Here is a 12,723-nt window from a genome sequence, read left to right as displayed (position 1 = left end):
AGAAGAGGGAGAAGAGGGAGAAGAGGGAGAAGAGGGAGAGGAGGGCGCGCCCGCCGGAGCAAGACCCGGCAACCGAAACCCCGTTTGTCGCCTGAGGCACACCCAAGCAACCCATCGACTGCTAGCATTCCAGCGATGAACCGCCGCAACTTCCTCGCCGCCACCACACTGGCTTTGACTGGAGACTTTGTCATGGCCGACCTCCCCAAAGTAGGCTCACTGGATGACGCCCTGCGCTGGCTGGACAGCCTGGACAAGGCGGCCGGCGTCAAGACCACCGGCCAGTGGCCCATGGTCTCGGTGCTGGAGCACATGGCGCAAAGCGTGGAGATGAGCCTGGATGGTTTTCCCCAGCCCAAAAGTGCGCTCTTCCAGAACACCGCCGGCGCGGCCGCGTTTGCGTTTTTTAAATGGCGCGGGCAGATGAGCCACAGCCTCAGCGAGCCGATTCCCGGCGCGGCGGCCCTGCACCGCGAAGGCGACTGGCGGCCCGCATCGGCCCGGCTGCGCGCCGCGATTGAGCGCTTCACGCGCCACCAGGGCCCGCTCAAGCCGCACTTTGCCTATGGCGCGCTCGGCAAGGCCGACTTCGCGCTGGCCCATGCGTTTCACATTGCCAACCACCAGGACGAAATCGTCGTACAGGCCCGTTAGGGCGTTAACAGGCCCTAGAACAGCTGGTCGGTGGTGTTCGAGTCGGCGCGCTCCGGATCTTTTTTCTCGTCGGCAAGCGGCACCTCACCGGCGCGCGCCAGGGTGGATGCGCGCACGCCCAGCAGGCGCAGCTTTTTCTCCAGCGGCACGCGCTTGAGGCACTGGCCGGCCAGGCGACGAATCGTGGCGCCGTCGTCGGTGTAGCTGTCAGCGGTCTGGTCGCGGGTGGCGATCTTGAAGTCGTCGTAGCGCAGCTTGATGCCTATGGTCTTGGCCACATAGCCCTTGCGCTGCAGGTCTTCGCCCAGCCGCAGGCACAGGTCGGTAAAGATGGCGCCCAGCTCGGCCTTGTTGCGCACCGCGTGCAGGTCGCGGTCGAAGGTGGTTTCGCGGCTCATGCTGACCGGCTCGCTTTCGGTCACCACCGGGCGGTCGTCGCGGCCCCAGGCGGCTTCGTGCATCCAGGCGCCCGTGGCCTTGCCGAAGTTGTCCACCAGCCAGCCCGGGTCCTGCGCGGCGAGCTCGCCAATCGTGTGGACGTGCAGTTTCGCGAGCTTCTCGCCGGCCTTGGGGCCTATGCCGTTGATCTTGCGCACATGCAGGGGCCAGATCTTTTCCTGCAGGTCCGATTCGTAAACGATGGAGATGCCGTTGGGTTTGTTGAACTCGCTGGCCATCTTGGCCAGCAGCTTGTTGGGCGCCACGCCCACCGAGCAGGTCAGCCCGGTCTTTTCAAAAATCGCCTTCTGGATCAGCCACGCCAGCACGCGCCCGCCTTCGCGCTGGCCGCCTGGCACGTCGGTGAAGTCGATATACACCTCGTCCACGCCGCGGTCCTGCATCAGCGGCGCGATCTCGGTGATGGTGCTCTTGAAGAGCTGCGAGTACTTGCGGATTTCCGAAAAATCCACCGGCAGCACAATCGCCTGCGGGCAGAGTTTGGCGGCCTTCATCATGCCCATGGCCGAACCCACGCCGAACTGCCGCGCCGCATAGGTGGCCGTGGTGATGACGCCGCGACCCACATAGTCCTTGAGCAGCGGAAAACTTTCGACCGGGATGAAGCGCAGCGGGCGCTCGCCCTGCGCGGCGCGCAGCTCCTCGTCAACCTTGCGCCAGCCGCCGCCTATGACCACCGGCAGGCCCTTGAGCTGGGGGTAGCGCAGCAGCTCGACGGACGCAAAAAACGCGTCCATGTCGAGGTGGGCAATGCGGCGAATCTTGGCGGCGGGGGAAGGGGACGGGTCGCTCACCCGGCAAGCATAGCAATTTGAGCTCACTGGCACCGCCGGCTCGACACGATTTGGCCCTATTTGGCCCGCGCAGCCGCATCGCGCGGGGCCGAACGGGCATGCCGCTGCGGGGCAAGCCTGCGCGCGCAAGCCCGGCGCAGGCAAATATTTCCGCTGTTATTTCCTGAGGGGACTTCTAGAATCCCGCCTTTGCCCAAAACAGCACAAGCGGCCCATGAAGCGACCCAGCCTGCACCCCACAACAAGACCCGGAAAAGACACGATGAAACGATGGATCAAATGGGGCGCCGGTATTGCCGGCGCCGTGGTGCTGTTGCTGGCCGGCACGGCCGTGGTCGGCAGCCAGATGGCCGACAGCAAAAGCCGGCGCCAGGTCAAGGTGGCCGTGCAACCCGTGGCCATCCCGGCTGCGGCCCAGGCGCTGGAGCGCGGCGCCTACCTGTACAACTCGCGCGGCTGCGCCGACTGCCATGGCGCGGCTGGCGCCGGCCGTGAATTCGTAAACGACGGCAAGATGCGTTTGGCCGGCCCCAACATCACGCCCGGCGAAGGCAATGTGGTGGCGCGCTACACACCAGAAGACTGGGTGCGCACCGTGCGCCACGGCGTCAAGCCCGACGGCCGGCCGGTGTTTGTCATGCCCAGCGAAGACTACAACCGCCTGACCGACGAAGACCTGGGCGCGCTGGTCGCCTACGTCAAGGCCATGCCGCCCAAAATGGGCGGCGCCGCCGTGCTGGACCTGCCGCTTCCGGTACGTGTGCTTTATGCCTTTGACGTCATCAAGGACGCCGCGCAAAAAATCGACCACACGCTGCCGCCCGCCAAACCGATTGCCGAAGGCGTGACCGCGGCGCACGGCGCCTACGTCGCCAATATGTGCATAGGCTGCCACGGCGCGGGCCTGGCCGGCGGAAAAATCCCTGGCGGCCCGCCCGACTGGGCACCCGCCGCCAACCTGACGCCGGGCGAGGGCAGCGCCATGCCGCGCTACAAGGACGCCGGCGCCTTTGTCGCCATGCTGCGCAGCGGCAAGCGCCCCGACGGCACGGCCATCACCGTCATGCCCTTCGAGTCGCTGCGCGCGCTCAACGACGTGGATGCGCAGGCGCTGTATGCGTATTTGCAGACGGTGCCGGCAAAGCCATTCGGGCAGCGGTAGGAAGTTGACGCACAACCGTCAATTCGGGCGAATGTGGCGGTCTTCAGCATCAAATTATTCGATGGTCAATTCCGTAAATTTTTCGCTTTGAGTTCGAGTAGCTGGGATCCAATAATCCATTGCATTGCGCTGTGAATGCCGGTCGTTTTGCAATGAGTTCAGAAAATGTTCAAAGCGCGGGCTCCTCGACGAAATGCCGCGAGGAGCCCACGCAAGCGTCCAGCAGGTTCCTGAATAGTGGCGCTATGAAACGAGTCCCAGCAGGTGGTAGATCTTCGCGACCACCATCCACCTTGATCCAACCTTCACCAGGTTGAGATTGTCGGCAAACAGCTTGTCGTGAATCTGGACGCGGACCTGTGCCAGCGCCATTTCGTCGGAAAGGAAGTCGATTTTGACGGTGCGTTCCTTGTCCCGGGACTGGGAGCGGGATTTCGGAGAAGTCCTCGTACTCATCTCCCGGCGGTACTGCGCAAAGGGCTTGACCACCAGTTCCGCGCCGCCGGCGGTGAATAGTGAGCAAGACGGGTGGAAGACCAGGTCAAATTTCTCCATGTCGCATTCGTACATGACGTCGAAATAGGTTTGCAAAGTCGATTGGATTTCGATGATGTTCATAAGATCTCCTAGGGTGAATGAAGACCTCAGTGTCCGTCCGCGCATACCGCTCTTGTTTCACAAACCCGTTAAGCATGGAAGAATTACCTGACATCGCCGCCGTTGCGTCGCTGTTGTCCAGTCCGGCGCGGGCCAGCATGGTGTGGGCACTGATCGACGGTTCAAGGCGCCCAGCTGGCGAGTTGGCGGCCTGCGCGGATGTGTCAGCTCAGGCCGCGAGCCGGCATCTGGCCCTGATGCTCGAAGGCGGACTGCTCGAAGTGCAAAGCAATGGGCGGGCGCGGGAATACCGCATCGCCAATTCAGAAGTGGCGTGCATGATCGAGAGCATGGCCGCACTGGCCGCCGAGCTTGCCGCGGATCGATCGCTGCTTGCGCGCCTGCCCAGGAAAAATTCAGTGCAATTCCAGCAGGCGCGTACATGCTATGACCACTTCGCCGGAAGGTTTGGCGTGGACCTGCTTAAGGGGATGTTGTCTGCAGGGTGGCTGGAGTGCAAGGACCAGGAGTCTGAGTTTCAACTGACGGCTACAGGCGCAGAGGGCTTCACCGAATTTGGCCTTGATCTCAGCCACGCGCGAATGCAGTGCCGTGTTTTCGCACGCCCCTGCTCCGACATCACCGAAAGCGCGCCCCATCTTGGTGGCGCCTTGGCAGCCTCATTTCTTGACATCTGCGTCAACCGCGGACTGGTTTTGCGCTCAAGGCATTCCCGGACTGTCAGCATTACACCTGCAGGATGGGAGGCATTCAGACGAGCGGGGCTGTTCCCGAGCTTGTGAGTTTTGGTTGTGCGAATTTTCCCACCGCAAGTGTCTCGCAAGCAGGGCGAAAGCCCGCTGTCACCGGGCCTCTGCGCATCGCGTTCCGCGGCTCTGGCATCATTGGCATTGCCATCAAACCGAAAGCCAACGCCATGCCCCAAGCCACCGGAACCTTTGAAGTCAAGCTCGCGCCGCAACCACTGGCGAATGCGGACGCCGGCCCGCTGATGGGGCGGCTGTCCATCAACAAGACCTTCAGCGGCGACCTGCAGGCCACCAGCCAGGGCGAGATGCTGAGCGCCGGCACGGCCGTCAAAGGCTCGGCCGGCTATGTCGCGATCGAGCGCGTGACGGGCACGCTGCGCGGCAAAAGCGGCAGCTTTGTGCTGCAGCACAGCGGCACCATGAACCGCGGTGCACCGCAGCTGGCAGTGAGCGTGGTGCCCGATTCAGGGACCGGCGAACTCACGGGACTCACAGGCACGCTGGGCATACAGATTGCCGATGGCCGGCATTCTTATGTGATGGAGTATGAGATTGCGCCGCAGGCCTGAGCTGGCGGTTGGGTTAATAAGTCCCAGGCACAAAAATCCCCTGATCCACCGCCTTGATATCCGTCCGCCCGCAAAACGCCATGGTCAAGTCCAGCTCCTTGTGGATGATCTCCAGCGCCTTGGTCACGCCTTGTTCGCCCATGGCGCCGAGGCCGTAGAGGAAGGCGCGGCCTATGTAGGTGCCTTTGGCGCCCAGGGCAACGGCCTTGAGCACGTCCTGGCCGGAGCGTATGCCGCCGTCCATGTGCACTTCGATCTGGCTGCCGACGGCCGCGATGATCTCGGGGAGGCAGGAAATGGAGGACATCGCGCCATCGAGCTGGCGGCCGCCGTGGTTGGAGACGATGAGCGCATCGGCGCCTGAGCTGACGGCGAGTTTCGCGTCTTCGACGTCCTGGATGCCTTTGAGGATGAGCTTGCCGCCCCAGCGTTTTTTGATCCACTCCACGTCGCCCCAGTTCAGGGCCGGGTCGAACTGCTTGGCTGTCCACTCAGAGAGAGAGCCCATGTTCTCCACGCCTTTGACGTGGCCGACGATGTTGCCGAAGCCGTGGCGTTTGGTGCCCAGCATGCCTAAACCCCAGCGCGGCTTGGTCATGAGGTTGAGGATGGTGGAGAGCGTGGGTTTGGGCGGTGCGCTGAGGCCGTTCTTGAGGTCCTTGTGGCGTTGGCCGAGGATCTGCAGATCGAGCGTGAGCACCAGGGCGGAGCAATTGGCGGCCTTGGCGCGGTCTATCAGGCTTTCGATAAAGGCGCGGTCCTTCATCACGTACAGCTGGAACCAGAAGGGGTGGCGGTCGGTGCCGGCGGCCACGTCTTCGATGGAGCAGATGCTCATGGTCGAGAGCGTGAAGGGGATGCCGAATTTTTTGGCGGCGCGGGCGCCCAGGATTTCGCCGTCGGCATGCTGCATGCCGGTGAGGCCCGTGGGCGCGATGGCGACCGGCATGGCCACGGGCTGGCCGATCATGGTGGTGGCCGTGCTGCGGTTTTCCATGTTGACGGCCACGCGCTGGCGCAGCTTGATTTTCTGGAAGTCGCTTTCGTTGGCGCGGTAGGTGCTTTCGGTCCACGAGCCGGAATCGGCATAGTCGTAGAACATGCGGGGCACGCGTTTTTGCGCCAGGACGCGCAGGTCTTCAATGTTGGTGATCACGGGCACGGCGATAGTCTCCTCAGTTGGCTAGAACCTGTTCACGGTCTAAACGGAGCCGCGTTGGGGTGCAATCGGGATGAGTGGGCCGACCGGCACCGCCGCATGGGCTCATGCCCATGCAAGGGGTCGGGTGGCTCAATCGCCCGACCGCCCAGCCGGCCGGCTGGGCGTCGTGCGGCTGCCCCAACGGGGATGCAAACGCGACCGCGTTTGCGTCACCCCAACCCGGAGGGCAAGCGCCTTCTCGGGCGGTCTGCGGCGTTGCGGCGCTAACCCATAGCGGTGCTATGGGCAGCACGCCGCGCCTTGCATCCCATCCCGAGAAGGGGCTTGCGCGGCTCCGTTTAGGCCGTGAACAGGTTCTGATGCTAAGGCTTTGGGCCGCCCGGCGATTGAATAAATTTTGGCGGGCTCCAAATTATTTCAACAGGGTCAGTGCGGGGGCGCCGGCCCCGGCCGTCCTGCTACCAGCTGCCGGAGGCACCGCCGCCGCTGCTGGAGCCGCCCGACGAACTCCGGCTGCTGGAACTGGAACTGGAGCTTGAACCGCCGCCCGATGAGGTGCGGCCCCCGCTGCTGGTGCTGGCGCTGCCCGGGAAGAAGCCGAACAGCATCGCGAGGCCGGCTGCGATCCCGGTGGGCAGCCAGGATTCCCAGTCAAGAAAGAGCAGGTCCGGCTGGTTTTCGAAGGCCACATAGCCCACGATGCCGGCCACGACAGCGCAGCGCACGCCGAATTCCAGCAGGCTGCGCTTGAAGGCCATGTAAGCACCCGCACCGATCAGGCCCAGCAGCAGGCAAGCGATGGCGCCCCCCGCGGCGTAGAGCAAACCTACGCCGAAGCTGTTGGCGCCCACCGCATAGGCAATGCCGACCATCAGGCCGATCACCAGCGCGATGCCGCCGGCCACCCTGCGCAGGGTGCGGGAACGGCCGCAGCCAAAACCCAGTGCAAACGCCAGCGGCACCGGGAAGGTGAGCAGGATGGCCCCGATGGCGGCGCTCTTCAGGACGGCCGCCACCACCAGCGGCCCTGAGGCGACCAGGGCTATGGTCAGCGCCCACGTCCAGTTGCGGCGCGCGCGAACCACACCCAGGGCGAAGCCCCACAGCAGTGACGCAAAAAATGCCCAGCCAAAGGGCGTGACGCCACGCTCCGCGGCCTCCGGGGGCTGCACGTCGCCGCGTACCAGCGCGCCTATGTGGTGGATGGCTGCTTCCAGCCCGCCCGCGTAGTCATTGCTCCGAAAGCGCGGCTTCATCTGCTCGTCGATGATGCGGCCCGCCAGCACGTCGGGCACGCTGCCTTCGAGGCCCTGGCCGACCTCGATGCGCATGCGCCTGTCTTGCAGCGCCACCAGGATCAGGATGCCGTCGTCGCGCGCGGTATCGCCAATCTTCCATTTGTCGAACACGCGCGTGGCGTATTGCTCTAGGGTCTCTTCGCCCGTGGTCGGCAGCATGAACACGACCACGGCCGCCCGGGTGTCGGCCTCGAGCGCCAGGATCTGTTCGTTCAAGGCCGCGACCTGCGCAGTGTTCAGCGTGCCGGTGGTGTCGAGCACGCGCGCGCTGTAGGGGGGAACGGCCACCTGGACGGCATCGGCCGGCGTGGCCGCGACCGCCGCATCTGTCGACGCGGCCGCCCCTGCAACATCGGTGGGCGCGGCCATGGCGCCGGCCGCCAGCAGGCAGAGCGATGCCCAGAGCGCGGCCAGGGCCTTGTGGAGGCGCCGTGTTGCAGGCGTTGCGGAGGATGGCAGGGTGGCTTGGAGATGGGGCATTAGGGAGCGGTAAGGGATTTTGGATGTCAATGTCGGGGCCGTGCAGCTCAGCGTGCCGCGGCCGCGGCGCCACGCGCGCTGGCCTCGCGCACGCCGGCGCCGCGCACTTCGAGTTTGATCTCGTCGGCCACCTTTCCGCCGGCATCGACCAGCTGCACCACATGCCGGCCCGGCCAGGGCAGCCACTGGGCTTGCGGGCCGCGCGCGAACTCCTTGCCGTCCATCAGCCAGCGCGTGCCGCGGCCTTCGGCGCTGAAGCTGATGCGCTGGTGCTTGGGCGGGATGTCCGGGTCCAGCGCGATGATGGTGCCCGAGGCCGGGGCGGTGATGCGGGGCGGGGCGTCGGAGCCGGTCGCCGCCGGTTTGCGGCCACCTTTGGCGGGCCGCGTTTCGTCCGTGCCTGAGGCCATGGCAAACACCGCCTGCTCGGTGCCCTGGATAAACCACTCGCTGCGCGCCGCCTCCAGCGGCGTGCCGCCCTGTTTGCCGAATGCCGTGCGGCTTTGCACCAGGCCGGCGGGCGGCGTGGGCGCGCGGCTGCGTTCGGTTTTGTGCAGGTAGTTCATCAGCGCCGCCCAGATGGGCGCCGCGCCGCTGGTGCCGCTCACGTCCCACATGGGCGCGCCGCTGGCGTTGCCCACCCACACCCCCACGGTGTAGCGCTGCGAAAAACCCATGGCCCAGTTGTCGCGCATATCCTTGCTGGTGCCGGTCTTCACGGCCGTCCAGAAGCGCGTGGCCAGCACGCTGTCGGTGCCGAAGGTGCGCGCGCGCGCCAGCGGGTCGGCCATGATGTCGGTGGCGATAAAGGCGGCGCGAGGGTCGAGTGCCGGCTTGAAGGCGGGCTTGGGGTTCTTGGCGAGCGAGGGCGCGCTGTAGCGCCCGCCGTTGGCCAGCGTGCGGTAGGCGTTGGCCAGCGACAGCAGCGAGACCTCGCTGCTGCCCAGGGCCAGGCTGTAGCCGTAGTAGTCGCCCGATTCCTTGAGCGGCAGGCCCACGGCCCTGAGCTGCTTGTGGAAGGCATCGGGCGACACCATCACCAGCGTGCGCACGGCCGGCACATTGAGCGAGGCGCCCAGCGCGGTGCGCGCCGAGACCAGGCCCTTGAACTGCCGGTCGTAGTTCTGCGGGATGTAGAGGCCACCCGAGGTCTGTATCTGCGAGGACGAGTCTTCCAGCAGCGAGGCTGCCGTGATGCGCCGTTCGGCAATCGCCTGGGCATACAAAAAAGGCTTGAGGGTGGAGCCCGGCTGGCGCAAGGCCGTCACGCCGTCGACCTCGGCCGCGTCGCTCAGCTCACCCGAGGAACCCACCCAGGCCAGCACCTCGCCCGTGGCGTTGTCCAGCACCACGACGGCGCCGTCTTCCACATGGCGGCCGCGCAGCTCGCGCAGCTGCTGGGTGAGGGTTTGCACGGCGAAGCGTTGCAGCGGGGCGCGCAGGGTGGAGGCCAAGGCCCGGGGCGCGTTAGCCCGTCCCGGGGTGTTGCTGGCCTGGGCGGCCAGCAGCCGGCGCGCCAAATGCGGCGCCACCCCCTCGCTCGCATCAAAAGCCTTGCGCTGCAGCGCGGCCGTGGCAAACAGATCGAGGCCCGCACAATCCACTTTGGCGGGGGCTTGCATGACCTTGAGCACGCCGCAGGCGCGCTGCGAGACCTGCGCCGCTTTGGCATTGGGCGCGCGCACCAGCGCGGCCGCGATCGCCGCCTCGCGTTCGTCCAGGCCGTGCGCGGCCTTGCCGAACAATGTGCGGCTCAGCGCGTCAATCCCCACCATCTCGCCACGAAAGGGCACAAGATTGAGGTAGGCCTCCAGGATCTGGTCCTTGCGCCAGCGCGCTTCCAGCACCTGGGCCGAGACGGTCTGGCCGACTTTCTGCGTGATGCTGCGCCCGCCCGCGCCGGCGCGCCAGTCTTCGTCCATCAGCCCGGCCAGCTGCATGCTGATGGTGGAGGCGCCGCGTGTTTTGGTGTTCCACAGGTTGCCCCAGGCCGCGGCCGAGACGGCGCGCCAGTCCACGCCGCTGTGCTCGTAAAAGCGCTTGTCCTCGCTGAGCACCAGCGCCGTGCGCAGGGCCGGCGACACATCGGGCAGCGCCACCCACTGGCCGCGCCGCACGGCCTTGTCGGTGCGCAGGCGCTGGATGAGTTCGCCGTTGCGGTCCAGGACCAGGGTCTCGGAGGGTTTGAAGTCGCGCTTGACTTCGTCGAAGCTCGCGACCGCCCAGGCCGGGCTGGCGCAACTCATCATGAGCGAAAAAGCAAGCAAACCTGCCTTGAAACTATTCTTCACCCTTATCTCCATACGCTGGACTCGCGAATCTTCATCTTGGTTTCTTAATCTGCGTAAATCTGCGTCATCTGCGGATGAATTCTTTTATCCATAGATTACGCAGGTTGGAGACGGAACATTTGTCTGTCTTATCCGTGGAACTGAAATTTATCCGCAGATGACGCAGATGAACGCAGATTGAAGACAAGACGTTTGTACTCGAGACGCGGAGTTCCGAAATTAATGAGGAGTGCTCTTTGAAGTTTTGCGGCCTTTAGATAATTAATGACTTGTGACTCTTCAATCCCCGATAGCCCGCTGAGCGCTTTCAGCTCAACGATAAGTTCGCCAAAGCAAACGAAATCTGCGCGATAAATGGCGGTCAGCGTGACGTTTCGGTAATGAACGGGCAGGGTAGCTTCACGTTCAAACGCAATCCCCCGTTGCTGAAACTCCCAGGCAAGTGCTTCCTGGTAGACAGGCTCCAAAAAACCATGGCCAAGTTCACTATGAACAGCCATGGCTGCACCAATAACGGCAAAGGTCTGCTCATCACGATTGTCTTTATCTGCGTTCATCTGCGTCATCTGCGGATAAATATTCTTCATGCCGGCAATCCCACCTTCGTCGCCGCACCAAAAATTTGCAGCAACTGCGCCTGCCAGGGCCCCTCGGCCTCCACGGCGGTCTGCACCAGCACGGTTTGTGTCACGCGGTCCACCAGCACGCGCTGGCCGTGGTGGCCGTTCATCATCATCCAGCTGCCGTCGGGCTTGGGGTGCCAGAAGAAATTCTTGTAGCCGAAATAGCGCATGGCCGTGCCGTGCCGGCCCTGGGCGTCGGCGGCCGACCAGGAGGCGCATTCGTCTATCCATTTTTTGCTGACGACCTGGTGGCCTTCGATGGTGCCGTTCTGCGCGATCAGCTGGCCCAGCCGCGCCCAGTCGCGCAGCCGTGCGCCAAAGCCTATGCAGTTGAACTCCTTGCCCTTGCTGTCGCACAGCCAGCTGGCGTCGCCCTCGGCGCCCAGGGGCCGCCACAGAACTTCCTCGCAAAAGGAGGCCAGGGGTTGGCCGGTGACCTGGCGTATCACCATGCCGATCGTCAGCGGGCACAGCTCGTTGTAGTTGTAGCGCGTGCCGGGCGGCTCCTGCACGGCGTTCCAGCCGCGCACCACGGCTTCCAGGTCGGTGTTGCCGCCGGTGAAGGCGCGCGGGTAGATGGTGGGGTTGTCGCGCTCGTGCAGTATGGCCGCGCCGCTGGACATATTGGCCAGGTGGCGCAGGGCGATGCCGCCGTGCAGCGTGCCCTTCAATTCATCCACATACATCTGCGGCATGTCGTCCATGGAGCGGACCAGGCCGCGGTCCAGGCAGATGCCCAGCAGCAGGGAGGTCACGCTCTTGGCCATGGACCAGCTGGTCATGCGCATCTCGGGCTTGCGCTCGAACTGGTAGGACTCGAGCAGCACCTGGCCCTTGCGCGCGATGAGCAGGCCGGTCACCGGCCAGGCCTTGAGGTAGTCCGCCGCCGATGCCGCGACCGGCGCGAAGGCCTTGAGGTTGTCAGCCGAGGCGGCCGCCAGCGGGGAGGCCTGCGCCGGCGCGGCGATGGGCCGCGCGCGGAACATGGCCTCGTAACCGCCCGAGTAATTGCCGATGCGGTAGTCCTTGTCGGTCCAGCTGCGGTTGGGCCCCCAGCCCGTGGGGTAGCCCAGGCTGCGCTGCCAGTCGGCGGCGGCCGCGGCCGCCACGCGCGGCAGGGCAATACCCGCGGCGAGTGCGGTGGCCAGGGCGCGGCGCTGGATCATTTCGCGGCTTCCACCTTGACCCGCGCATTCGGGAATTCACCGAACATCTCGGGCGCGTACATGGCTTCCACGCGGCTGGGCGGCAGCGCGAAATCACCGACGTTGTTCAGGCGCACGGTGTATTCCATCTTGACCACGCCCTTGGGCAGGTACTCGTAATAACTGCGGAAGGCCTCGAAGCTGCGTTCCTCGAACGCGGGCCAGCCGGCGCCGGTCTTTTTCTCGCCGCTGGTGGCGATTTCGGAGTCGCGGCCCAGGCCGCCGCCCAGGATGGTCGCGCCGCCGGGCACCGGGTCGCTGATGACGACCCAGGTCATGTCGGCACTCGCATTGACTTCCAGCGAGATGCGGATCACGTCGCCGCGGGTGTACACGCCCTTGACGGCCTGCTCCACCGGCGTGATGGTCTTCTTGATCTGGTAGCCGGCGTTGAAAGGCTCCTTCAGCTGGATGGCCGCGATGGACTGCAGCGTGAGCCAGGGCTTGCCCGGGCCCTGGTGGGTCACGGTCAGCGTGTCTTTCGCGGCGCTGCCCCAGGGCAGGAACATGCTGTTGTTGCGCAGGTTGCCGGGGGAGGCCGGCGCGCCGAAGAAGGTGGTCTGGTTGGGTGCGCCGGCCGCGTCGGTGGTCTTGACGCGGTCGACCTTGCTCCAGTCCACGCTCGCCACACTGGCAGCGGCGGCTGCGGACGCGCTGGA

11 protein-coding genes and 1 pseudogene are annotated in these 12,723 nt (G+C 65.1%); 4 read left to right on the top strand and 8 right to left on the bottom strand.

Annotated features, from left to right (window positions below; translation table 11 throughout):
- Positions 1 to 135: 135 nt before the first annotated feature.
- Positions 136 to 654 (top strand): DUF1569 domain-containing protein, encoded by a 519-nt coding sequence (locus PMI15_RS19940; protein ID WP_007873654.1) that lies wholly within the window; start codon positions 136 to 138, stop codon positions 652 to 654.
- A 14-nt stretch (positions 655 to 668) separates the two neighbouring features.
- Here PMI15_RS19940 and PMI15_RS19935 read toward each other — a convergent pair whose 3' ends face one another.
- Entirely contained in the window at positions 669 to 1,850 is a 1,182-nt protein-coding gene (locus PMI15_RS19935) for a DNA polymerase IV (RefSeq protein ID WP_081499648.1), read from the bottom strand.
- A 319-nt stretch (positions 1,851 to 2,169) separates the two neighbouring features.
- Here PMI15_RS19935 and PMI15_RS19930 point away from each other — a divergent pair, with 319 nt between their 5' ends.
- Positions 2,170 to 3,069 carry a c-type cytochrome gene (locus tag PMI15_RS19930; protein ID WP_007873652.1) on the top strand — a complete coding sequence of 300 codons (900 nt, stop codon included), beginning with the start codon at positions 2,170 to 2,172 and terminating at the stop codon, positions 3,067 to 3,069.
- A gap of 243 nt (positions 3,070 to 3,312) precedes the next feature.
- On the opposite strand, the gene PMI15_RS19925 is transcribed toward PMI15_RS19930, so the two are convergent.
- Positions 3,313 to 3,687, bottom strand: coding sequence for a nuclear transport factor 2 family protein (locus PMI15_RS19925; protein ID WP_007873651.1), 375 nt, complete (start codon positions 3,685 to 3,687; stop codon positions 3,313 to 3,315).
- 74 nt (positions 3,688 to 3,761) lie between these two features.
- Here PMI15_RS19925 and PMI15_RS19920 point away from each other — a divergent pair, with 74 nt between their 5' ends.
- Both PMI15_RS19920 and PMI15_RS19915 read left to right on the top strand, forming a co-directional pair.
- Positions 3,762 to 4,469, top strand: a complete 708-nt coding sequence (locus PMI15_RS19920) for a helix-turn-helix transcriptional regulator (protein ID WP_036840276.1) — start codon at positions 3,762 to 3,764, stop codon at positions 4,467 to 4,469.
- Between the two features lie 134 nt (positions 4,470 to 4,603).
- On the top strand, positions 4,604 to 5,005 hold the full coding sequence (locus PMI15_RS19915) for a DUF3224 domain-containing protein (RefSeq protein WP_007873648.1): 402 nt from the start codon (positions 4,604 to 4,606) through the stop codon (positions 5,003 to 5,005).
- A gap of 13 nt (positions 5,006 to 5,018) precedes the next feature.
- Here PMI15_RS19915 and PMI15_RS19910 read toward each other — a convergent pair whose 3' ends face one another.
- The 6 genes and pseudogenes from PMI15_RS19910 to PMI15_RS19885 form a co-directional block, all read right to left on the bottom strand.
- Positions 5,019 to 6,167, bottom strand: a complete 1,149-nt coding sequence (locus PMI15_RS19910; RefSeq protein WP_007873644.1) for an alpha-hydroxy acid oxidase — start codon at positions 6,165 to 6,167, stop codon at positions 5,019 to 5,021.
- A gap of 458 nt (positions 6,168 to 6,625) precedes the next feature.
- Positions 6,626 to 7,945 (bottom strand): YgcG family protein, encoded by a 1,320-nt coding sequence (locus PMI15_RS19905; RefSeq protein WP_007873641.1) that lies wholly within the window; start codon positions 7,943 to 7,945, stop codon positions 6,626 to 6,628.
- 47 nt (positions 7,946 to 7,992) lie between these two features.
- On the bottom strand, positions 7,993 to 10,248 hold the full coding sequence (gene pbpC, locus PMI15_RS19900) for a penicillin-binding protein 1C (RefSeq protein WP_007873640.1): 2,256 nt from the start codon (positions 10,246 to 10,248) through the stop codon (positions 7,993 to 7,995).
- Positions 10,249 to 10,364: 116 nt separating this feature from the next.
- Positions 10,365 to 10,823 carry a GxxExxY protein gene (locus PMI15_RS19895; RefSeq protein WP_202948898.1) on the bottom strand — a complete coding sequence of 153 codons (459 nt, stop codon included), beginning with the start codon at positions 10,821 to 10,823 and terminating at the stop codon, positions 10,365 to 10,367.
- Positions 10,820 to 12,025 (bottom strand): serine hydrolase, encoded by a 1,206-nt coding sequence (locus PMI15_RS19890; RefSeq protein ID WP_007873638.1) that lies wholly within the window; start codon positions 12,023 to 12,025, stop codon positions 10,820 to 10,822. Before PMI15_RS19890 ends, PMI15_RS19895 begins: the two co-directional genes overlap by 4 nt.
- Positions 12,022 to 12,723 (bottom strand): annotated as a pseudogene (locus PMI15_RS19885) (alpha-2-macroglobulin); the annotation flags it as partial. The gene PMI15_RS19890 and the pseudogene PMI15_RS19885, both read right to left, overlap by 4 nt.

This window comes from Polaromonas sp. CF318 (genome assembly GCF_000282655.1).
GTDB lineage: Bacteria > Pseudomonadota > Gammaproteobacteria > Burkholderiales > Burkholderiaceae_C > Polaromonas.
The sequence above is the reverse complement of the archived record's forward strand: the minus strand, read 5'-3'. Positions and strand labels throughout refer to the sequence as shown.

What these genes read in the sequence shown, in the direction of transcription:
- PMI15_RS19940 (WP_007873654.1), top strand. Translation starts at nt 136, where the DNA reads ATGAACCGCCGCAACTTCCTCGCCGCCACCACACTGGCTTTGACTGGA.
- PMI15_RS19935 (WP_081499648.1), bottom strand. Translation starts at nt 1,850, where the DNA reads ATGGACGCGTTTTTTGCGTCCGTCGAGCTGCTGCGCTACCCCCAGCTC.
- PMI15_RS19930 (WP_007873652.1), top strand. Translation starts at nt 2,170, where the DNA reads ATGAAACGATGGATCAAATGGGGCGCCGGTATTGCCGGCGCCGTGGTG.
- PMI15_RS19925 (WP_007873651.1), bottom strand. Translation starts at nt 3,687, where the DNA reads ATGAACATCATCGAAATCCAATCGACTTTGCAAACCTATTTCGACGTC.
- PMI15_RS19920 (WP_036840276.1), top strand. Translation starts at nt 3,762, where the DNA reads ATGGAAGAATTACCTGACATCGCCGCCGTTGCGTCGCTGTTGTCCAGT.
- PMI15_RS19915 (WP_007873648.1), top strand. Translation starts at nt 4,604, where the DNA reads ATGCCCCAAGCCACCGGAACCTTTGAAGTCAAGCTCGCGCCGCAACCA.
- PMI15_RS19905 (WP_007873641.1), bottom strand. Translation starts at nt 7,945, where the DNA reads ATGCCCCATCTCCAAGCCACCCTGCCATCCTCCGCAACGCCTGCAACA.
- pbpC (WP_007873640.1), bottom strand. Translation starts at nt 10,248, where the DNA reads ATGGAGATAAGGGTGAAGAATAGTTTCAAGGCAGGTTTGCTTGCTTTT.
- PMI15_RS19895 (WP_202948898.1), bottom strand. Translation starts at nt 10,823, where the DNA reads ATGAAGAATATTTATCCGCAGATGACGCAGATGAACGCAGATAAAGAC.
- PMI15_RS19890 (WP_007873638.1), bottom strand. Translation starts at nt 12,025, where the DNA reads ATGATCCAGCGCCGCGCCCTGGCCACCGCACTCGCCGCGGGTATTGCC.